We start from the raw sequence: 19302 nt of genomic DNA on the forward strand, positions 1-19302 counted from the left end.
CCCCCACGCTACCGGGGCGAGCCGCGCCTGTCAGTCGGAATCCTCCGGCGGGCGCGGCGTGCGGGGCACCTCCGGATGCCGCTCCGCACGCCCGAGGAAGGCCGCGCGCGTCACAGCGCCGTCGCCGAAACGGCTCACGGCGTCGTCGAGCGTGCCCTCCACGCGCTTCCAGTCGGCGTCTTCATCCCACAGGGCGAGGGCCGACGAGCCCGCCTCGCGGAGGCGCTCGGCGCGGACGCCGATGAGACGCACGGCCTGGCGCAGCTCGACCGACCCGAGCAGCTCGCGCGCGACCTCGCCGATCCGCTGGCCGAGCGCGGTCGGCTCGGCCAGCGCCTGGGAGCGCGTGATCGTCGCGAAGTCGGCGAAGCGCACCTTGATCGCGACGCCGCCCGCCTCCACGCCTCCACGGCGCAGCCGCACGGCGACCCGATCGGCGAGGCGCAGCAGCTCGGCTCGGAGCAGCTCGACGTCGGAGACGTCGGTGTGGAACGTCTCCTCATGCGAGATGCTCTTCTCGACGCGCGTCGTCTCGACCTCTCGTGCGTCCTCGCCGCGTGCGAGCGCGTGCAGCCTGTGGGCGGACGCCTGCCCCAGGGCGCGCGCGAGGACGGGCAGCGGCGTGTCGCGCAGATCGGCGATCGTCCGGATGCCGCGCCCTTCCAGCACCTCGGCCGCCTTCGGCCCCACACCCCACATCGCGCGCACGGGCCGCGCCCCGAGGAACTCGAGGGTCCGGTGCCCGGGGACGACGAGCATCCCGTCGGGCTTCGAGATCGTCGATGCCATCTTCGCGACGTGCTTGGTCGCGGCGACGCCGACGCTGCACGTGATGCCCGCCTCGTCCTTCACGCGCGCGCGGATGAGCTGCGCGATGCGCCCCGGGCTCCCCCAGAGCCGGCGGGCGCCGCGCACGTCGAGGAACGCCTCGTCGATCGAGAGCTGCTCGACGAGCGGCGTGAAGCTGCGGAAGATCTCCATCACCTGGGCCGAGACGGCCCGGTAGCGGTCGAAATGGGGTGGCACGATGAGCGCGTGCGGGCACAGGCGGATGGCCTGGCTCACGGGCATCGCGGACCTCACCCCGTAGCGGCGCGCCTCGTACGACGCGCTCGAGACGACCGAGCGGCCATCCGGAGCGCCGATGATGATCGGCTTGCCCGCCAGGGTCGGGTCGTCGAGCACCTCGACCGCCGCGTAGAACGCGTCCATGTCGACGTGCAGGATCCCGGTGCCGCTGTCATCGGCCCCGTCGGCCGACACGAGCCTGCCCGTGCCGTCTGCCCGCCCCATGCGTCCATCCTCCCCGTCACCGCCGACATCCGCCCCGGACGGAGCGAGGGCGGAGGCTCGCGCCTCCGCCCTCGCTCACCGGGATCCGGTCGTCACTCGTCGTCTTCCTCGAGCTCGGCCTGCACCTCGGGCGTCAGGTCCATGTTCGTGAAGACGTTCTGCACGTCGTCGCTGTCCTCGAGCGCGTCGATGAGGCGGAACACCTTGCGCGCGGTCTCGGCGTCGACCTCGACCTTGAGGTTCGGCACGAACTCGGCGTCGGCCGACTCGTACTCGATGCCCGCCTCCTGCAGCGCGGTGCGGACGGCGACCATGTCGCTCGCCTCGGTGATGATCTCGAATCCGGCGGGGTGCGGCTCGATCTCCTGCGCGCCGGCCTCGAGCGCGGCCAGCATGACGTCGTCCTCGCTGACGCCCTCCGAGGAGGCGACGATGACGCCCTTGCGCTCGAAGTTGTACGCGACGCTGCCGGGGTCGGCCATGTTGCCGCCGTTGCGCGTCATCGCCGTGCGCACCTCGGCGGCCGCGCGGTTCTTGTTGTCGGTGAGGCACTCGATGAGCATCGCGATGCCGCCGGGGGCGTAGCCCTCGTACATGATCGACGTGTACTCGACCGCCTCGCCGCCGATGCCGGCGCCGCGCTTGATCGCGCGGTCGATGTTGTCCTTCGGGACCGACGTCTTCTTCGCCTTGAGGACGGCGTCGAAGAGGGTCGGGTTGCCCTGCAGGTCGGGGCCGCCGAGCTTGGCCGCGACCTCGATGTTCTTGATCAGCTTGGCCCACGACTTGGCACGCTTGGCGTCGATGACCGCCTTCTTGTGCTTGGTCGTGGCCCACTTGGAATGCCCGGACATAGATCTCCCGCTCGTCTGACTGCGCGACCGCGCGCTGCGCGCGCCGTCCAGGACAATTCTATTCGCTCGCGCCGAACTGCTCGTGCGGGCGGCGCACGGCGCTCACTCGCGGATGTAGACGGGGGTCCCCGCGGGCAGCTCGGCCAGGCGCGCGATCGCCTCGCCGCCCAGGCGGATGCATCCGTTCGAGATGGGTCCCGACCGCACGTCGTGGTAGTGGAAGGCGGTCACGGCGACGCTCTGCCCGTCGAACCCGTCGAGCGTCGGCGACTGCGCCGACAGGTAGACGATCGGCAGTCCCGCCGTGTACGCGAGCTCCGGCACGGCCCGCGTGAGCATGATGAAGGAGCGCCCGAGAGGCGTGGGCGTCGCCGTCGTCCCCGATGCGAAGTCCGTCGCGACGCGCTCGGCGCCATCCGGCGTGACGATGTCGATCGTGCGGTCGCCGAGGTCGACCTCGACGCGCGCGGCGTTCGCGCTCAGCTCGACGTCGGCCATCCGGAGCCATCCCGCGACCTGGCGCGCGTCGCCCTGCGACGGCGTGCTCTGGCGCCCGACGAGGAGCACCTTGACCCAGTGCTCCTCTCGCTCGACGACCGGGACGACCGTGCCTTCGAAGGGCAGCTCGCGCGCGAGCGCCGCGACCGGCTCGCCCTCGGGATCCGCGAAGACCGGGGCGCCCTCGCCGAGCGGGCGAGCGGACAGCGACGCGGTCTCGCCGTCGGGGTCGTCGTCCAGCGGGAGCTCGGGGATCACCGCGAAGACGTCGAGCGCCGGCAGCGCCCCGAGGTCGTACTCCTCGGTGTTCGCCGGATGCCCCGTGGGCGTCGGAGTCGGAGTCGGCGTGGGCGTGGGCGTCGTCGAGACCGACGCGGATGGCGTCGGCTGCGCGGCCGGCTCGGCCTGCGGCTGCAGGACGGACCAGAGGAACACCGCCACGAGGCCCAGCACCACGAGCCCGATCGCGCTCCACGCGATCGCGACCCCGCGTCGACGCCCGTCCACGGCTTCCCCCCTCGTCCGCGTCCATTCCACCACGCCGATCGGACGCGCGGGCGGCGATGAGATGATCTCAGGATGAAGATCCTCTCGATCCAGTCGGCCGTCGCGTACGGGCACGCCGGCAACTCCGCCGCCGTCTTCCCCATGCAGCGCATCGGCGTCGAGGTGCTCCCCGTCTACACGGTCAACTTCTCCAACCACACCGGCTACGGCGCGTGGCGGGGCCCGCTCGTCCCGCCGGCCGACGTGGCCGAGGTCATCCGCGGCGTCGAGGAGCGCGGCGCCTTCGCGTCGCTGGACGCGGTGCTCTCGGGATACCAGGGCAGCGAGGGCATCGCGGATGTGATCATCGACGCCGTGGCACGCGTCAAGGAGGCCAATCCCGCCGCCGTCTACGCGTGCGACCCCGTCATGGGCAACGCGAAGTCGGGCTGCTTCGTCGCCCCGGCGATCCCCGACCTCCTGCGCGAGAAGGTCGTGCCCGTCGCCGACATCATCACGCCCAATCAGTTCGAGCTGGGCTTCCTGACCGGCACGGCGCCCGACACGCTCGAGTCCACGGTCGCAGCGGCCGACGCCGCGCGCGACATGGGCCCCCGCACGGTGCTCGTCACCTCGGTCGAGCGCCCCGACCGGCCCGAGGGCACGATCGAGATGATGGTGGTCGACGACGACGGCGCGTGGGTCGTGCAGACGCCGCACCTCCCCATGAAGGCGAACGGCTCCGGCGACGTGACGGCCGCCCTCTTCACCTCGCACTATCTCGCGACGCGGTCCGCGCCCGATGCGCTCGCGCGCACCGCGTCGAGCGTCTTCGGCCTTCTCGAGCAGACGCTCGCCGCGGGCGACCGCGAGCTCCAGCTCGTGCAGGCGCAGGAGCACTTCGCGCATCCGCGACTCGAGTTCGCGGTTCGCCAGGTGCGCTGACGCCGCAGCGGCAGGGCCCGCCGTGCGGACCCTGCCGCGCTCAGGCCGCGCGCTGCACGCGAGCGAGGAAGCGGCGGTGCAGCCGCTCCTCCCCCGAGACCTCCGGGTGGAAGGAGATGCCGAGGAGGCCATCCTGCTCCACCGCGACCACGCGGCCGTCCGGGAGCGCAGCGATCGCCTCGGCGTGCGCGCCGACCTGCTCGACCACCGGCGCGCGGATGAACGTCGCGTGCACGGGAGGGGCGCCGAGGACCGGCATCGACAGCTCCGTCTCGAACGACTCGACCTGTCCGCCGAACGCGTTCCTGCGCACGGTGACGTCGAGCCCGCCGAACGTCTGCTGACCCTCGATGCCGTCGCTGATCCGGTCGGCGAGCAGGATGAGCCCGGCGCACGTCCCGAATGCGGGCATCCCCGTGCGGAGGGCCGCCACGAGGGGCTCGCGGACGTCGAAGGCGCGCGCGAGCTTGTCGATCACACTCGACTCGCCACCGGGGAGGACGATGCCGTCGATCTCGTCGAGCTGCTCGGGCCGACGCACGCGCACGACGTGCGCGCCGAGGTGCTCGAGCACGGCGACGTGCTCGCGCACATCCCCCTGCAGCGCGAGCACCCCGACGCGCGGTGCGGTGGGCACGGCTACCAGCCGCGCTCGGCGAGGCGGTGCGGCGCCGGCAGGTCGGAGACGTTGATGCCGACCATGGCCTCGCCGAGGCCGCGCGACGCCTCTGCGACGACCTTGGGGTCGTCGTAGAACGTCGTGGCCTTGACGATCGCCGCCGCGCGCTTGGCCGGCTCGCCCGACTTGAAGATGCCGGAGCCGACGAAGACGCCGTCCGCGCCGAGCTGCATCATGAGGGCCGCGTCGGCGGGGGTCGCCACACCGCCGGCCGTGAAGAGCACGACCGGCAGCTTGCCCGTCTCCGCGATCTCCGCGACGAGCTCGTAGGGCGCCTGCAGCTCCTTGGCCGCGACGTAGAGCTCGTCCTTGGTCTTCGAGCGGAGCACGTTGATGTCGCTCGTGATCCGGCGGATGTGCTTGGTCGCCTCGGAGACGTCGCCCGTGCCGGCCTCGCCCTTCGAGCGGATCATCGCCGCGCCCTCGGTGATGCGGCGCAGTGCCTCGCCGAGGTTCGTCGCGCCGCACACGAACGGCACGGTGAATCCCCACTTGTCGATGTGGTTGACGTAGTCGGCCGGCGAGAGCACCTCGGACTCGTCGATGTAGTCGACGCCGAGCTCCTGCAGCACCTGCGCCTCGACGAAGTGCCCGATGCGCGCCTTGGCCATCACCGGGATCGAGACGGACGCGATGATCTCGTCGATGAGGTCGGGGTCGCTCATGCGGGCGACGCCGCCCTGCGCGCGGATGTCCGCGGGCACGCGCTCGAGCGCCATGACGGCGACCGCTCCCGCGTCCTCGGCGATGCGCGCCTGCTCGGCCGTCACGACGTCCATGATGACGCCGCCCTTGAGCATCTCGGCGAGTCCGCGCTTGACGCGCCCGGTTCCAGTGGTGGCAGTGGCCACGGTGCTTCCTTTCACGTCGTCGCCGTCCGGCGACGGTCGGGTACATTCGGGCTTTTGACCTAGGTCAAACCGTAGCACGGTGCGGGCCGTAGACTCGGCGGAATGGAACAGGGCGTCATCGAGATCACGGGCCGCTCCGCGTCGGACATCGCCGACAGCGTGCGCGCCCTCCTCGAACGCGGCCGGCTCCGGCCCGGCGACGCGCTTCCCCCGGTCCGCTCGCTCGCCGAGCAGCTCGGCGTGAACCGCAACACCGCCGTCGCCGCGTACCGTCAGCTCGCCCAGGCGGGGATCGTCCTCACGCAGGGGCGGGCGGGCACGCGGATCGCCGACCGCTCCCCCGTCGCTCAGGAGGGCTATGCGACCGACAGCGTGCTGCGCGACGTCGGGACGGGCAATCCCGATCCCGCTCTCATCCCCGACATGTCGCACGCGCTCGCCTCGCTCGCCGGCCGCCCCGTGCTCTACGGAGAGCCCGTCATCGACCGAGAGCTCGAGGAGCGCGCCCGCGCGTGGATGAGCCAGGACCTCGCACCGGCAGGCCCTCCGCATCTCACGATCACGAGCGGCGCCGTCGACGCGGTCGAGCGCCTCCTCGCACAGGCCCTCATGCGCGACGACGCGGTCGCCCTCGAGGACCCGTGCTTCCTCGCGAGCATCCAGACCGTCCGACTCGGCGGCTACCGCGCGGTGCCCGTGCCGGTGGACGGCGAGGGGATGACGGTCGACGGACTGCGTCACGCGCTCGAGCAGGGGGTGCGCGCGATCGTCTGCACCCCGCGCGCGCAGAACCCGACCGGCGCCGGGCTGTCACCCGCGCGCGCAGCGGACCTCCGCGCCGTGCTGTCCGACCATCCGTACGTCCTCGTGATCGAGGACGACCACTTCTCTCTCCTGTCGCGCAGGCCGTACCACTCGATCATCGGCCCCGCGCACCGGCGCTGGGCGCTCGTGCGCTCGGTCTCCAAGTTCCTCGGGCCCGACATGTGCCTCGCGGTGACCGCGTCCGACCCCGAGACGGCGGACCGTCTCGCGCTGCGGCTGAGCCCCGGGACGACGTGGGTCAGTCATCTCCTCCAGCGACTGACCGTCGCGCTCCTCACCGACCCGGTCGCGCTCGCGACCATCGAGCGCGCCGGCGCGCACTACGCCGAGCGGAACGCGGCGTTCGCGCAGCGCCTGTCGCGCCACGGCATCGAGGTCGACCCCGGTGACGGGCTGAGCCTCTGGGTGCCGCTCCCGGCGCCGGCGCGCGCAGTCTCCGAGCAGCTCATGCGCCGCGGCTGGCTGGCGCGGACGGGTGACGACTTCGTGCTCGACGACGCCGCGACGCCGTCGCACCACCTCCGTCTGACGGTGCACGGTCTCGCCGACGACGATGCCGAGGCGCTCGCCCGAGACCTTGCCGCCGCGTGCCGGGCGGCGCGCTGACCGGGGCTTCCGTTTCGACTCCTCGCTGGCGCTCGTCGCTCAACGACCGGGGGCGGCTCGCTGCGCTCGCTGAGTCGCGTTTCGACTCCTCGCTGGCGCTCGTCGCTCAACGACCGGGGGCGGCTCGCTGCGCGCGCTGAGTCGCGTTTCGACTCCTCGCTGGCGCTCGTCGCTCAACGACCGGGGGCGGCTCGCTGCGCTCGCTGAGTCTCAGTGGTACTCGGGCCAGGCGCCGGCGATGGCCGAGCGAACCTCGCCGAGGAGCTGCGGAAGCGCCTTCGTCTTCGCGATGATCGGGAAGAAGTTCGCGTCGCTGGCCCAGCGGGGCACCACGTGCTGGTGGAGGTGCTCCTCGACGCCCGCGCCCGCGACGTGGCCCTGGTTCATCCCGATGTTGAAGCCGTCGCACCGGGACACGGAGCGGAGCACGCGCATCGCCGTCTGCGTGAGATAGGCGATCTCGGCCGTCTCGTGCGGGTCCGCCTCGTCGTACAGGCCGATGTGGCGATACGGGCACACGAGCAGGTGCCCCGAGTTGTACGGGAAGAGGTTGAGCAGCACGAAGGCGTGTTCTCCCCTGTGCACGATGAGGGCGTCCTCGTCGCTCTTGCCCGGCGCCGCGCAGAACGGGCAGCCCGTGCCGCGGTTCGCGTCCGCGCCCGCGTTGATGTACGCCATCCGGTGCGGCGTCCAGAGTCGCTGGAACGCATCGGCCGACGACGGGAAGTCAGACGACGGCTCGAGGCGCGCGAACTCCTCGCGCGCCTCGTGCTCCTCGGTCATGTCAGAGGTCCTCGTCCGTCAGGATGAGCTTCTTCTCGGCGATCGCGCCCGTGACGAGGCGCACCGCCTCGTCGATCGGGACGCCGTTGCGCTGCGATCCGTCGCGGAAGCGGAACGACACCGTGCCGGCCGAGCGGTCCTGCTCCCCCGCGATGAGGATGAGCGGAACCTTGCCGGTCGAGTGCGTCCGGATCTTCTTCTGCATGCGGTCGTCGGACCGATCGACCTCCACGCGCACGCCCTCGGCCCGCAGGCGCTGGGCGACGTCCTCGAGGTAGGGCGCGAACTCGTCGGCCACGGGCACGGCCACGACCTGCTGCGGCGCGAGCCAGACCGGGAAGTCGCCCGCGTAGTGCTCGAGGAGGATCGCGAAGAAGCGCTCGATCGAGCCGAACAAAGCTCGGTGGATCATGATCGGCCGCTGCTTCGACCCATCCGCCGCGGTGTACTCGAGGTCGAAGCGCTCCGGGAGGTTCGGGTCGACCTGGACGGTCGACAGCTGCCACACACGGCCGATCGCGTCGCGCGTCTTGAGGTCGATCTTGGGACCGTAGAACGCGGCCTCTCCGGGGACCTCGGTGAGCTTGAGCCCGCTCGCGACCGCGACATTGCGCAGGGCGTTCGTCGAGTACTCCCAGAACTCGTCCGAGCCGATCCACTTGGCCTTCTCGTCATCGCGCATCGACAGCTCGAGCTCGAAGTCGTCGAGGCCGAAGTCGCGCAGCATCGAGATGATGAACTCGAGCACCTTCGTCACCTCGGCCTCGAGCTGCTCGGGCGTCACGAAGAGGTGGGAGTCGTCCTGCGTGAAGCCGCGCACGCGCGTGAGTCCGTGCAGCGCGCCGGACAGCTCGTTGCGGTAGACCGTCCCGTTCTCCGCGAACCGCAGCGGGAGGTCGCGGTAGCTGCGCGCGCGCTCCTTGTAGATGAGGATGTGCATCGGGCAGTTCATGGGCTTCAGGTAGTAGTCCTGGCCCTGCTTCGTGATGTTGCCGTCCTCGTCGCGCTCCTCGTCCATGACGATCGGCGGGAACATCCCGTCCTTGTACGTGACGAGGTGGTTCGAGGTGAGGAACAGGTCCTCCTTCGAGATGTGCGGCGTGTAGACGTAGGTGTAGCCGCCCTCGATGTGACGTCGACGCGCGTGCTGCTCCATCTCGCCGCGCACGATCCCTCCGCGCGGGTGCCAGACCGACAGGCCCGACCCGATCTCGTCGGGGAACGAGAAGAGGTCGAGCTCCTTGCCGAGCTTGCGGTGGTCGCGACGCGCGGCCTCCGCGAGGCGGTCCTGATAGGCCTTCAGGTCATCCTTGGTGGGCCACGCCGTGCCGTAGATGCGCTGGAGCTGCGGGTTCTTCTCGCTGCCGCGCCAGTACGCGCCCGCGACCCGCACGATGTCCCAGCCGTTGCCGAGCAGGCGCGTGGAGGGCACGTGAGGGCCGCGGCAGAGGTCCTTCCACTGCGTCTCGCCGCTCTTCGCGTCGACGTTGTCGTAGATGGTCAGCTCGCCGGCGCCGACCTCGACGCTCGCCCCCTCCGCGGCCTCCTTCTTGCCGCCCTTGAGGCCGATGAGCTCGAGCTTGAACGGCTCGTCGGCGAGCTCGGCCTGCGCCTCCTCGTCCGTGACCACCCGGCGGACGAACCGCTGGCCCTCCTTGACGATGCGCTGCATCTCCTTCTTGATCGCCTTGAGGTCGTCGGGGGTGAACGGCTCGTCGACGCCGAAGTCGTAGTAGAAGCCGTCGGCGATGAACGGGCCGATGCCGAGCTTCGCGGCGGGGTTGATCTTCTGCACCGCCTGCGCGAGCACGTGCGCGGTGGAGTGGCGCAGGATGTTCAGTCCGTCGGGGCTGTCGATCGTCACCGGCTCCGTCGTCTGCGTCTCCGCGACCTCGGCTGCGAGGTCCTTCAGCTCACCGTCGACGCGCATGGCGACGACGTTCTTCTCGGGGTACAGGTCGAATCCGGTGGTCACTCGACCATCCTAGTTGCGCCGCCTCCGTGGGCTCGCACCGCGTGCACCCGCGAGAACGACGAAACCCCCGCCGAAGCGGGGGTTCTCGAGTGGGCGATACTGGGATCGAACCAGTGACCTCTTCCGTGTCAGGGAAGCGCGCTACCGCTGCGCCAATCGCCCAAAGGAACAGGGCCCCACGAGGGGGCCCTGTGCGCGAGCGGATGACGAGACTCGAACTCGCGACCCTCACCTTGGCAAGGTGATGCGCTACCAACTGCGCTACATCCGCGTGCGCGATACTGGGATCGAACCAGTGACCTCTTCCGTGTCAGGGAAGCGCGCTACCGCTGCGCCAATCGCGCTCATCAAGAGCTATTCAGTTGTCGAGCGAGGTGGCGACGGGATTCGAACCCGTGTAAACGGCTTTGCAGGCCGGTGCCTCGCCTCTCGGCCACGCCACCGCGGGGATCGAACCCACGTGCCTGGATCCCTTTCGGAACCCCTGCACTCGAGCGGATGACGAGACTCGAACTCGCGACCCTCACCTTGGCAAGGTGATGCGCTACCAACTGCGCTACATCCGCATTTCGCCCCCGGAGTCTCGCTCCGGGCACTTGCACCACTTTAGCCCACGTTCCACGACCGGCCAAACCACGACCCGGATCCGGGCGTGTCACCGACCGTTCACGCGCGACACGCGAGACGGGCGACCCGGTTCGCCTGCGCCGATCCGATCCGGTATGCTCGACACCTGTGCCGCCGAGGCACGACAACTCCACATGGGCGATTGGCGCAGTTGGTAGCGCGCTTCCTTCACACGGAAGAGGTCATCAGTTCGAGTCTGGTATCGCCCACCATGAGAAGCCCCCGGTCCCGCCGGGGGCTTCGTCGTCTTCCCCGCCCGCGCGGTACGCGAGCAGGGCCGTGCGGTGACCGGCATCGCATGAGAGACCATTGCCCTCCCTCCGGAGCATGCTATATGTTGGCACTCCCAACGAATAGGAGGCCTCCCATGGACCGCATCGCCGAACCGCCACCCACGATGACCGTGCTTGCCGCGCAGGACGAGGACGTGCGCAGTCTGCTCTCGGGCGGGTGGATCCGGTATCGGACCTCTCCCGCCCTCCAGGACCTCTCGTGGAGAGCGCACGCGCTGTGCGCGCGGATCGGACGGATCTACCACGACGATCTCGACGAGGCTCGCCATCTGTTCCGCGAGCTCGTGCCGGGCGCCGGAGACGGGATCGACTTCCGGCCGCCGCTGAGCATCGACTACGGCGAGCGGCTCGTGATCGGCGACCGCACGTTCATCAACGCTGACTTCCTCGTCGTCGGAGGCGGGCTCGTCACGATCGGCGAGGACACGCTCATCGGCCCCCGCTGCGCGATCTACACCCCCAACCACGCGGAGGACATCGCGAGCAGGGTCGAGGGCTGGGAGCTGCCAGAGCCCGTGACGATCGGCAGCAGGGTGTGGCTCGGAGGCTCCGTCACGATCACCCCTGGCGTCACGATCGGGGACGACGCCATCGTCGGGGCGGGATCCGTCGTCACCCGCGATATCCCCGCCGGCGTCGTCGCCGTCGGGAATCCGTGTCGCCCGGTTCGCGAGATCACGACCGCCCGGCGTGCGCCCGGCTCAGCTCAGGAGACGGCCGATGCGCTGTCATGACTGCGACACCGTCGGCGTCGAGAGGGTGGCACTCGCGGTCTGCACCGAATGCGGCGCGGGCCTGTGCTCGGCCCACGCGCACGAGCTCACCACCGAGGTGCAGGCCCTGACCCTGGGGAACCCGACGGTGCGCACGGTGCGCCGACTCCGGTGCGGCCCGTGCGCCTACTCCCCCGTGCGCCAGCCGTAGCGGCGCACGAGCTCCTGAGCGACGCGCTCGAACCGTCGACGGTCGAGCTCCGCCGCCTCGCGCCGCATCCCGTCGACGTGGACGCTGTAGAGCTGATCGAGATCGACCCAGGACTCGCGGCCCTGGGCATCCCACTCCCCCGAGCCGATCGAGACGTACTCGCGGTCGCCGTCGTGCGACTTGCTCGTGAGCTTCACGGCGTACGAGCGATCGGACGAGTGCCGGCCGAGGACGAGGACGGGCCGGTCCTTGCCTCTCCCGTCGTTCTCGGCGTACGGCACCCAGGTCCAGATGATCTCGCCGCCGTCGGGCGCGCCGTCGCGATCGGGAGCGTAGGTGAGGACGAGGTCTCGGACGTCGCTCGGATCCACCTCGACCGTCTGCACGCCGGAGCGCGCGTCGGCCGCCTGCGGCGGGACCTCGCGCGCCGCCTCGCGCGCGGGACGCGGCGCGCGAGGGGCCGAGGGCCGGTCATCGTCGCGCTTCCGCGTGGACCCTGCCTTCCGCTGAGGCTTCGTCGCCTGCGCGAGGACGTCGAGCGCGATGCCGGCGAGCATGCCGAGGACTCCCTGTCTTGCCACGCCGTCACCCTACCGGTGCCGACGCGCACGAGGACGCCCCGACCATCCGGCCGGGGCGTCCTGGAGAGGAGATGGGATCAGCGCACGTCGAGGACGTACCCCTCCTCGCCGTGCAGAACGGTGTCGATGCCGGCGACCTCGTCCTCGTTCTTCACGCGGAAGCCGATCGTCTTCTCGATCGCGAAGCCGATGATGTAGGCGAGCACGAAGGAGTAGATGAGGACGGCGACCGCCGCGATCACCTGGACGAGCAGCTGCGCGCCGTTGCCGCCCATGAACAGGCCGGTCTCGTTCGCGAAGAAGCCGAGGTAGATGGTTCCGATGAGGCCGCCCACGAGGTGGATGCCCACGACGTCGAGCGAGTCGTCGAAGCCCCAGCGGTACTTCAGCTCGATCGCGAGCGCGCACACCGCGCCCGAGATGAGGCCGAGCAGGATGGCCCAGATCGGGTGGACCGACGCGCAGGCCGGCGTGATCGCGACGAGGCCCGCGACGGCGCCCGAGGCAGCGCCGACCGAGGTCGCCTTGCCCTCCTTGATCTTCTCGACGACGAGCCAGGCCAGGAGCGCGGCAGCGGGTGCGGCGATCGTGTTGACGAAGGCGAGGGCGGCAGTGCCGTCCGCGGCGAGCTCGGAGCCGGCGTTGAAGCCGAACCAGCCGAACCACAGCAGCCCGGCGCCGAGCAGCACGAACGGCGGGTTGTGCGGAACGTGCGCGCCCTTCTGGAAGCCGACGCGCTTGCCGAGCACGAGCGAGAGCGCGAGGGCCGCGGCACCCGCGTTGATGTGCACGGCGGTGCCGCCCGCGAAGTCGATCGCGCCGACGCCGAACACCTCCTGCATGCCGTAGGTGATCCATCCGCCGTATGCGAACGAGCCGTCGTCGGCGAGACCGAAGTTGAAGACCCAGCTCGCGACCGGGAAGTAGACGACGGTGGCCCAGATGCCCGCGAACGTCATCCACGCGCCGAACTTCGCGCGGTCGGCGATCGCGCCGGACACGAGGGCGACCGTGAGGATCGCGAACGTCGCCTGGAACGCGACGAACGCGAGCGGCGGGTACGCCGCGTCCTCGGGCGTCTCGAGCAGGCTGTCGAGGCCGAGCGCCGTCCAGTCGATCGACCACGGTGCGACGAGGCCCTCGGCGCCGGGGAACGCCACGGCATAGCCGTAGAGCACCCAGAGGACCCCGATGAGGCCCATCGCCCCGATGCTCAGCATCATCATGCTGATGACGCTCTTGGCCTTCACGAGTCCGCCGTAGAAGAACGCCAGCCCGGGCGTCATCAGCAGGACGAACGCCGCGGCGATCAGCATGAACGCTGTGTTGCCTTGATCCATGTGCTTCTCCAGATCGAGTGTGGGGACCCCGGCGAGCCGTCGGGTCGAGAGGTTCGCTCGACCGGGTGGACTCAGTGTCCCGACAGCGCGTTACCCGTCTGGTGCGGCTGGTGTTTCCGATGTGTTACGAGGATCGGCGTTCCGTAAACATCGTGTTTCGCCGCCCTGGGGAGGACCTCGGGCGGCAGCGCGTCACGCGTGCGTCGAGGCGACGAGACGCGAGATCGCGCGGAGGTACTTCTTGCGGTAGCCCCCCGCGAGCATGTCGGCGCCGAACACGTCCTCGAGCGGTGCGCCCGTGGCGCGGATCGGCAGCTCGGCGTCGTAGACGCGGTCGACGAACGCGACGAAGCGCAGCGCCTCCGACTGGTCGGTGAGCTGACGCACGTCGCGCAGACCCACGGCGCTGAGGCCGTCGATGAGGCGGATGTAGCGCGAGGGGTGCACGCGGGCGAGGTGCGAGATGAGCGCATCGAAGCCGTCGTCGGAGGCCGAGCCGCCCGCGCCCGCGAGCGCCGCGTCGTACTCCGCGTCGTCGAGGACGACGGCGTGCCCGTCGAGGGATCGCTGGCGGAAGTCGACGCCGTCGATCCTCAGGGTGCGGAAGCTGTCGGACATCGCGTGGATCTCGCGGAGGAAGTCCTGCGCGGCGAAGCGCCCCTCGCCGAGCGCGTTCGGCGGGGTGTTGCTCGTCGCCGCCAGACGCGTCCCCGACGCCACGAGCTCGCCGAGGAGCCGCGTCATCACCATCGTGTCGCCCGGGTCGTCGAGCTCGAACTCGTCGATGCACAGCAGCGCCGATCCGCGCAGCAGGTCGACCGTGTTCTTGTAGCCCAGCGCGCCGACGAGGGCGGTGTACTCGATGAACGAGCCGAAGTGCTTCCGGCGGGCGGGGACCGCGTGGTAGATCGCCGCGAGCAGGTGCGTCTTGCCGACGCCGAACCCGCCGTCGAGGTACACGCCGGGCTTGGTCTCCGGGAGCTTGGGCCTGCGCGAGAAGAGCCCCCCGCGCCGCGCGGGCTGGGCCCCCGTCGCGAACCGCTCGAGCTCCTCCTTCGCTTCCTGCTGCGAGGGGTAGTCGGGGTCGACGCGGTACGACGCGAACGTCGCGTCGTCGAACTGCCGCGGCGGCACGAGGCTGGCGAGCATCTCCTCGCCGGACAGCTGCGGATGGCGGTCGGCGAGGTGGACGATCTCGGTCGCGGTGGAGGTCATGGGTCCTCAGATGTCTGTCGGTTACGCGCCCCGGCCGACAGGCCGAGCCGCACCGTGCTCGCGGGCCGTAGGCTCGAAGACGGGTCCCCACAACGATAACGAGGAGCAGCTATGGCCGTCGCACCGGATGGGTCGCAGGAGAAGTTCGCCGCGTACGCCGAGCCGTGGCGGCTGGTCTCGACCCAATGGCTCGAAGAGCACCGCGGCGAGCCGGGTCTCGTGGTCGTCGAGTCGGACGAGGACGTCCTCCTCTACGAGACCGGCCACATCCCGGGCGCGGTCAAGATCGACTGGCACACGGAGCTGAACGACCCGGTCGTGCGCGACTACCTCGACGGCGCGGGCTTCGCCGAGCTGCTCGGCCGCAAGGGCATCTCCCGTGACGACACGGTGGTGATCTACGGCGACAAGAGCAACTGGTGGGCCGCCTACGCCCTCTGGGTGTTCTCGCTCTTCGGGCACGAGGACGTCCGCCTCCTCGACGGAGGGCGCGATCGCTGGATCGCCGAGGGCCGGGAGCTCACGACCGAGCGCACGGTGCGCGCGGCCGTCGAGTACCCCGTCGTCGAGCGCGACGACGCCACCCTGCGCGCGTTCAAGGACGACGTCCTCGCGCATCTCGGCGCGGGTCCGCTCGTCGACGTGCGCTCTCCCGAGGAGTACACCGGCGAGCGCACGACCGCTCCCGCGTACCCCGAGGAGGGGGCGCTCCGCGCCGGCCACATCCCCACGGCCCGCAGCGTGCCGTGGGGGCGCGCCGTCGCGGAGGACGGCGGCTTCCGCCCGCGCGCCGAGCTCGAGGCGATCTACCGCGACGAGATCGGCCTGCAGGACGACGACGACATCGTCGCGTACTGCCGCATCGGCGAGCGCTCGAGCCACACGTGGTTCGTCCTCAAGCACCTCCTCGGCTTCCCGAAGGTCCGCAACTACGACGGATCCTGGACCGAGTGGGGCAGCGCCGTCCGGGTGCCGATCGCGACGGGCGGCGAGCCAGGGGCGCTCCCCGCGCAGTAGTCTGGGGCGGATGACCGACCACGCGCTCCCCGACGCCCTCGCGGAGATCCGCGACGAGTTCCTCGCGCTCGACGAGCCCGAGCGTCTCCAGCTCCTCCTCGAGTTCGCGAACGAGCTCCCGGAGATCCCCGCGCGCTACGCCGATCACCCGGAGCTCACCGAGCGCGTCGCGGAATGCCAGTCGCCCGTGTTCATCGTGCTCGAGGTCGACGCCGATCGCCGCGTCGCGATGCACGCCACCGCGCCCGCAGAGGCACCCACGACGCGCGGCTTCGCGAGCATCCTCGCTCAGGGGCTCACGGGCCTCACCGCCGACGAGGCCCTCGCGGTGCCCGATGACTTCCCGCAGACCCTCGGCCTCACCCGCGTCGTGTCGCCGCTGCGGATCTCGGGAATGACCGGGATGCTCCTGCGCGCCAAGCGGCAGATCCGCTCGCGTCTCGTCTGAGGCGGCTCAGGCCCCGCCGACGTCGGGCACGAACGCCTGAGTGCGCAGCCAGGAGCGGATCGCGCTGTTCCAGCGGTGCTCGTCGAAGTTCCACAGCTTCGTGTGGCGCGCCGTGTGGAAGCGCTCGAGCGTCACGAGGTCGGGGCGCTCGGACGCGAGCCGGTGCGAGGCGTCGGACGGCACGAACCCGTCGTCGTCGCTGTGCAGGAGCAGAATCGGATGCCGCAGCTCCTCCGCGCGGGACACGATGTCGAGGTCGTCGAGCGAGATCGGGTCGCCGTGGCGCACGACCCGTGACGTCCACTCCTGTCCGAGCGCGCCCATCGCGAGCCGGGTGAAGGGCGACGGGACGCGCAGCTCGCGCGCCTGGAATCCCAGCACGAGCCGCCAGTCCACGACCGGCGACTCCAGCATGACGCCCGCGATCGCGTCGGCGTGCGCCGAGTTGAGCGCGACCTGGAGGACGATCGCCCCGCCCATCGACCACCCCATCAGGACGATCCGGCGGGCTCCGCGCCGCAGCGCCCACGCGACGGCGGCGTCGACGTCGCGCCACTCGGTCGCGCCGAGACCGTACCGGCCCGAGCGGCTGCGCGGCGCCTCGCCGTCGTTCCGGTACGAGACGCACAGGACGGGGAGCCCCTCCTCATGGAGGACGGGAACCGCGCGGAGCACCTCGGCGCGGGTCGTCCCGCGCCCGTGGACCGCGACGACCCACGTGTCCGCATCGGGATCCTCGGCCGGGAAGTACCACGCGGGGCACGGCCCGACCGGGGCGCCGATGAACTCGGTCGTGAACGGGAGGTGGAGCTCCTCGGCGCGCTCCCAGTACCAGCCGCTGAAGGCCGCGTACGGCCCGATCTGCGAGCTCGAGTCGACCTGCGTGAGCAGCTTCCTCCGCACGCGCTGCCCGTCCTCCGCGAGGACCGCGCCGAGCTTCAGGTAGTGCTCCGATCCGCCCGTGAAGAGCCCGTAGCGCCCGGGGAGGACCGTATCGGGCGTGCGCGAGAGCGTGATCGTCTGCGCGCCGGTGTCGAACCCGTGGACGGCGACGTCGGCCACGCGCGGGCCGGGCGTGACCGCCTTGCGCGCGATCCGCAGCGAGACGTAGGCGACGGCGCCCGCCACGCCGGCGAGCATGGCGGCGAGCACGGTGAGAGCGGAGCGGAGACCGATGAGGACCGGGGATGCGGCGCGCCTGGGGGTGTTCATGGCACCCTCACTCTAATCTGTCGACGTGACGGGAGATCGGGCGCGCTCAGACGCCTTCGCGGAGGCGGAGGCGGCCGTGCGCTCGGCGACGTTCCGGGGCGATCTCACCGTGCGCGACATCCCGTCGCCGCAGGGTCTGGCGCCCTTCAGCATCGCCCTCGCCGCCGATGTCCGACCCGACGACCACGGCGACTCGCCGTACGGGACCGGCCGGCTCATCCTGCTCCACGACCCCGACGGGCAGGAGTCATGGGGCGGCAGCTGGCGCATCGTGACGTTCGCCCAGGCTCCCCTCGAACCCGAGATCGGGACCGATCCGCTCCTCGCGGATGTCACCTGGTCGTGGCTCGTCGACGCGCTGGAGACCCGCGGGGCGCCGTACCACTCCCCCTCCGGCACCGCGACGAAGATCCTGTCGAAGGGGTTCGGGGCACTCGCCGCCGAGGGCGACGGCGCGCAGATCGAGCTGCGCGCCTCGTGGTCGCCCGTCGGATCGTTCCGCTCCCACGTCGAGGCCTGGGCCGAGCTCGTCTGCATGCTCGCCGGCCTCCCGCCGGGGTCGGAGGACATCGCCGTGTTCGGCGCCCGGAGGCCCAGATGACCGACCAGCAGCCGGCAGCGGACTTCCCCGTGATCGACGACCCCGCGGTCTTCGCCGAGGCTGTCGAGCGCCTGGCCGCGGGCACCGGCCCCGTGGCCGTCGACGTCGAGCGCGCCTCCGGTTTCCGCTACTCGCAGCGCGCCTACCTCGTGCAGCTCTACCGTCGCGACGGCGGCGTCCTGCTCGTCGACCCGATCGCGGTTCCCGACGTGACGGCCATCCAGCGCCTCCTGGGCGACGAGGAATGGGTGTTCCACGCGGCGAGCCAGGACCTGCCCTCCCTTCGCGAGCTGGGGCTCGACCCTCGGCGCATCTTCGACACGGAGCTCGCCGCCCGCCTCCTCGGCTGGGAGCGCGTCGGCCTCGGCGCCGTCGTCGAGGCCGCGCTCGGGATCGAGCTCGCGAAGGCGCACTCGGCCGCCGACTGGTCGACCCGGCCCCTCCCGCGCGCGTGGCTCGAGTACGCGGCGCTCGACGTCCTCCACCTCGTCGACGTGCGCGACCGGCTGGAGGCAGAGCTCGAGGCGTCGGGCAAGGCCGAGTTCGCCCGTCAGGAGTTCGAGGCGACGCTCGCGCGCGAGCCGAAGGCGCCGCGCCCCGACCCGTGGCGGCGCCTGAGCGGACTGCACAAGGTGCGCGGCCGTCGCAACCTCGCGGTCGCGCGCGAGCTGTGGCGCGCGCGCGAGGAGCTCGCGCAGGCTCAGGACGTCTCGCCCGGTCGACTCGTGCCCGATCGCGCGCTCGTCGCCGCGGTGCTGGCCATGCCGCGCACGAAGCAGGCCCTCGCCGGCATCCGCGAGTTCACCGGCCGCGCGAGCCGGACCGAGCTCGACCGCTGGTGGAACGCGATCGTCGCCGGACGCGAGAGCGACGACCTCCCTGCCGAGCGGGTCCCGAGCGATGCGCTGCCGCCCCATCGGGCATGGGCCGACCGCAACCCCGAGGCCGACCAGCGGCTCAAGCAGGCTCGGCCCGACGTCGAGGCGAAGGCCGCCGAGCTGTCGATGCCCACGGAGAACCTCCTCACCCCCGAGACGCTGCGCCGGGTGGCGTGGGAGCCGCCCTCCTTCGTGGATGCCGTCACGGTCGGCGACGCCCTCCGCGCGCAGGGAGCCCGCCCCTGGCAGATCGAGGCCACCGCCGACCTCATCGCCGCCGCGTTTGTGCGCGCCGCGCAAACGCCCGGAGAGCAGGGCGATCCGGCTTCGTAGGTTCATCCCAATCGATGCGGAGACGCGCGCCCGCCCGT

At 71.2% G+C, this 19302-nt stretch carries 19 protein-coding genes and 6 tRNA genes; 9 read left to right on the plus strand and 16 right to left on the minus strand.

Features of this window, described 5'->3' with window-relative positions; genetic code table 11:
• Positions 1-30 precede the first annotated feature (30 nt).
• The 3 genes from dinB to M1D56_RS09255 all read right to left on the minus strand — a co-directional run bounded on the left by dinB (position 31) and on the right by M1D56_RS09255 (position 3152).
• Positions 31-1293 carry a DNA polymerase IV gene (gene dinB, locus M1D56_RS09245; RefSeq protein ID WP_282977919.1) on the minus strand — a complete coding sequence of 421 codons (1263 nt, stop codon included), beginning with the start codon at positions 1291-1293 and terminating at the stop codon, positions 31-33.
• A gap of 92 nt (positions 1294-1385) precedes the next feature.
• Entirely contained in the window at positions 1386-2147 is a 762-nt protein-coding gene (locus tag M1D56_RS09250; RefSeq protein WP_271172058.1) for a YebC/PmpR family DNA-binding transcriptional regulator, read from the minus strand.
• Between the two features lie 102 nt (positions 2148-2249).
• Positions 2250-3152, minus strand: coding sequence for a L,D-transpeptidase (locus M1D56_RS09255; RefSeq protein ID WP_324014610.1), 903 nt, complete (start codon positions 3150-3152; stop codon positions 2250-2252).
• A 72-nt stretch (positions 3153-3224) separates the two neighbouring features.
• Between M1D56_RS09255 and pdxY the strand changes: the two genes are divergently transcribed.
• The gene (pdxY, locus tag M1D56_RS09260) at positions 3225-4076 is read left to right on the plus strand and encodes a pyridoxal kinase PdxY (protein WP_456283350.1); all 852 of its coding nucleotides are present in this window, start codon (positions 3225-3227) and stop codon (positions 4074-4076) included.
• A gap of 40 nt (positions 4077-4116) precedes the next feature.
• Here pdxY and pdxT read toward each other — a convergent pair whose 3' ends face one another.
• Together pdxT and pdxS are read right to left on the minus strand one after the other, a co-directional pair.
• On the minus strand, positions 4117-4713 hold the full coding sequence (pdxT, locus tag M1D56_RS09265) for a pyridoxal 5'-phosphate synthase glutaminase subunit PdxT (RefSeq protein ID WP_456283351.1): 597 nt from the start codon (positions 4711-4713) through the stop codon (positions 4117-4119).
• 2 nt (positions 4714-4715) lie between these two features.
• The gene (pdxS, locus tag M1D56_RS09270) at positions 4716-5606 is read right to left on the minus strand and encodes a pyridoxal 5'-phosphate synthase lyase subunit PdxS (RefSeq protein WP_271172062.1); all 891 of its coding nucleotides are present in this window, start codon (positions 5604-5606) and stop codon (positions 4716-4718) included.
• A gap of 102 nt (positions 5607-5708) precedes the next feature.
• Here pdxS and M1D56_RS09275 point away from each other — a divergent pair, with 102 nt between their 5' ends.
• Positions 5709-7037: an aminotransferase class I/II-fold pyridoxal phosphate-dependent enzyme gene (locus M1D56_RS09275; protein WP_456283352.1), complete on the plus strand. Its 1329-nt coding sequence runs from the start codon at positions 5709-5711 to the stop codon at positions 7035-7037.
• A gap of 210 nt (positions 7038-7247) precedes the next feature.
• Here M1D56_RS09275 and M1D56_RS09280 read toward each other — a convergent pair whose 3' ends face one another.
• From M1D56_RS09280 to M1D56_RS09310, 7 genes are all read right to left on the minus strand, one after another.
• Complete coding sequence (locus M1D56_RS09280) at positions 7248-7820, minus strand: HIT family protein (RefSeq protein WP_271172064.1); 573 nt, start codon at positions 7818-7820, stop codon at positions 7248-7250.
• Position 7821: 1 nt separating this feature from the next.
• A complete protein-coding gene (thrS, locus tag M1D56_RS09285; protein ID WP_456285226.1) occupies positions 7822-9750 on the minus strand; it encodes a threonine--tRNA ligase in 1929 nt (642 codons plus the stop codon).
• Positions 9751-9885: 135 nt separating this feature from the next.
• A tRNA-Val gene (locus tag M1D56_RS09290) sits at positions 9886-9957 on the minus strand.
• A gap of 36 nt (positions 9958-9993) precedes the next feature.
• Positions 9994-10066, minus strand: a tRNA-Gly gene (locus M1D56_RS09295).
• Between the two features lies 1 nt (position 10067).
• A tRNA-Val gene (locus M1D56_RS09300) sits at positions 10068-10139 on the minus strand.
• Positions 10140-10167: 28 nt separating this feature from the next.
• Positions 10168-10238 (minus strand) — tRNA-Cys (locus M1D56_RS09305).
• Between the two features lie 50 nt (positions 10239-10288).
• Positions 10289-10361 (minus strand) — tRNA-Gly (locus M1D56_RS09310).
• A gap of 197 nt (positions 10362-10558) precedes the next feature.
• Between M1D56_RS09310 and M1D56_RS09315 the strand changes: the two genes are divergently transcribed.
• From M1D56_RS09315 to M1D56_RS09325, 3 genes are all read left to right on the plus strand, one after another.
• Positions 10559-10634 (plus strand) — tRNA-Val (locus tag M1D56_RS09315).
• A 155-nt stretch (positions 10635-10789) separates the two neighbouring features.
• Positions 10790-11449, plus strand: coding sequence for a sugar O-acetyltransferase (locus M1D56_RS09320; protein ID WP_456283353.1), 660 nt, complete (start codon positions 10790-10792; stop codon positions 11447-11449).
• Positions 11436-11639 (plus strand): DUF2180 family protein, encoded by a 204-nt coding sequence (locus M1D56_RS09325; protein ID WP_456283354.1) that lies wholly within the window; start codon positions 11436-11438, stop codon positions 11637-11639. The genes M1D56_RS09320 and M1D56_RS09325 overlap by 14 nt, the downstream gene beginning before the upstream one ends.
• Here M1D56_RS09325 and M1D56_RS09330 read toward each other — a convergent pair.
• From M1D56_RS09330 to zapE, 3 genes are all read right to left on the minus strand, one after another.
• Positions 11615-12220, minus strand: coding sequence for a type II toxin-antitoxin system PemK/MazF family toxin (locus M1D56_RS09330; RefSeq protein ID WP_456283355.1), 606 nt, complete (start codon positions 12218-12220; stop codon positions 11615-11617). The genes M1D56_RS09325 and M1D56_RS09330 overlap by 25 nt on opposite strands.
• Positions 12221-12297: 77 nt before the next feature.
• Complete coding sequence (locus M1D56_RS09335; protein WP_324014598.1) at positions 12298-13560, minus strand: ammonium transporter; 1263 nt, start codon at positions 13558-13560, stop codon at positions 12298-12300.
• A 192-nt stretch (positions 13561-13752) separates the two neighbouring features.
• The gene (zapE, locus tag M1D56_RS09340; protein WP_456283356.1) at positions 13753-14775 is read right to left on the minus strand and encodes a cell division protein ZapE; all 1023 of its coding nucleotides are present in this window, start codon (positions 14773-14775) and stop codon (positions 13753-13755) included.
• Between the two features lie 111 nt (positions 14776-14886).
• Here zapE and M1D56_RS09345 point away from each other — a divergent pair, with 111 nt between their 5' ends.
• Both M1D56_RS09345 and M1D56_RS09350 read left to right on the plus strand, forming a co-directional pair.
• Positions 14887-15792 carry a sulfurtransferase gene (locus M1D56_RS09345; protein ID WP_456283358.1) on the plus strand — a complete coding sequence of 302 codons (906 nt, stop codon included), beginning with the start codon at positions 14887-14889 and terminating at the stop codon, positions 15790-15792.
• Between the two features lie 10 nt (positions 15793-15802).
• Positions 15803-16240, plus strand: coding sequence for a SufE family protein (locus tag M1D56_RS09350; RefSeq protein WP_271172069.1), 438 nt, complete (start codon positions 15803-15805; stop codon positions 16238-16240).
• Positions 16241-16246: 6 nt separating this feature from the next.
• Here the strand turns inward: M1D56_RS09350 and M1D56_RS09355 are convergent, their stop codons facing one another.
• A complete protein-coding gene (locus M1D56_RS09355; protein WP_456283359.1) occupies positions 16247-17452 on the minus strand; it encodes an alpha/beta hydrolase family protein in 1206 nt (401 codons plus the stop codon).
• Between the two features lie 25 nt (positions 17453-17477).
• Between M1D56_RS09355 and M1D56_RS09360 the strand changes: the two genes are divergently transcribed.
• The gene (locus tag M1D56_RS09360) at positions 17478-18053 is read left to right on the plus strand and encodes a DUF3000 domain-containing protein (RefSeq protein WP_271172071.1); all 576 of its coding nucleotides are present in this window, start codon (positions 17478-17480) and stop codon (positions 18051-18053) included.
• Complete coding sequence (locus tag M1D56_RS09365; RefSeq protein ID WP_456283361.1) at positions 18050-19264, plus strand: ribonuclease D; 1215 nt, start codon at positions 18050-18052, stop codon at positions 19262-19264. The genes M1D56_RS09360 and M1D56_RS09365 overlap by 4 nt, the downstream gene beginning before the upstream one ends.
• Positions 19265-19302 lie beyond the last annotated feature (38 nt).

It is taken from the genome of Microbacterium sp. JZ101 (assembly GCF_053903175.1).

Excerpts from the sequence above, each read along its gene's own strand:
- dinB (WP_282977919.1), bottom strand. The coding sequence starts at position 1,293 with ATGGGGCGGGCAGACGGCACGGGCAGGCTCGTGTCGGCCGACGGGGCC.
- M1D56_RS09250 (WP_271172058.1), bottom strand. The coding sequence starts at position 2,147 with ATGTCCGGGCATTCCAAGTGGGCCACGACCAAGCACAAGAAGGCGGTC.
- pdxY (WP_456283350.1), top strand. The coding sequence starts at position 3,225 with ATGAAGATCCTCTCGATCCAGTCGGCCGTCGCGTACGGGCACGCCGGC.
- M1D56_RS09275 (WP_456283352.1), top strand. The coding sequence starts at position 5,709 with ATGGAACAGGGCGTCATCGAGATCACGGGCCGCTCCGCGTCGGACATC.
- M1D56_RS09280 (WP_271172064.1), bottom strand. The coding sequence starts at position 7,820 with ATGACCGAGGAGCACGAGGCGCGCGAGGAGTTCGCGCGCCTCGAGCCG.
- thrS (WP_456285226.1), bottom strand. The coding sequence starts at position 9,750 with ATGCGCGTCGACGGTGAGCTGAAGGACCTCGCAGCCGAGGTCGCGGAG.
- M1D56_RS09320 (WP_456283353.1), top strand. The coding sequence starts at position 10,790 with ATGGACCGCATCGCCGAACCGCCACCCACGATGACCGTGCTTGCCGCG.
- M1D56_RS09325 (WP_456283354.1), top strand. The coding sequence starts at position 11,436 with ATGCGCTGTCATGACTGCGACACCGTCGGCGTCGAGAGGGTGGCACTC.
- M1D56_RS09335 (WP_324014598.1), bottom strand. The coding sequence starts at position 13,560 with ATGGATCAAGGCAACACAGCGTTCATGCTGATCGCCGCGGCGTTCGTC.
- zapE (WP_456283356.1), bottom strand. The coding sequence starts at position 14,775 with ATGACCTCCACCGCGACCGAGATCGTCCACCTCGCCGACCGCCATCCG.
- M1D56_RS09345 (WP_456283358.1), top strand. The coding sequence starts at position 14,887 with ATGGCCGTCGCACCGGATGGGTCGCAGGAGAAGTTCGCCGCGTACGCC.
- M1D56_RS09350 (WP_271172069.1), top strand. The coding sequence starts at position 15,803 with ATGACCGACCACGCGCTCCCCGACGCCCTCGCGGAGATCCGCGACGAG.
- M1D56_RS09355 (WP_456283359.1), bottom strand. The coding sequence starts at position 17,452 with ATGAACACCCCCAGGCGCGCCGCATCCCCGGTCCTCATCGGTCTCCGC.
- M1D56_RS09365 (WP_456283361.1), top strand. The coding sequence starts at position 18,050 with ATGACCGACCAGCAGCCGGCAGCGGACTTCCCCGTGATCGACGACCCC.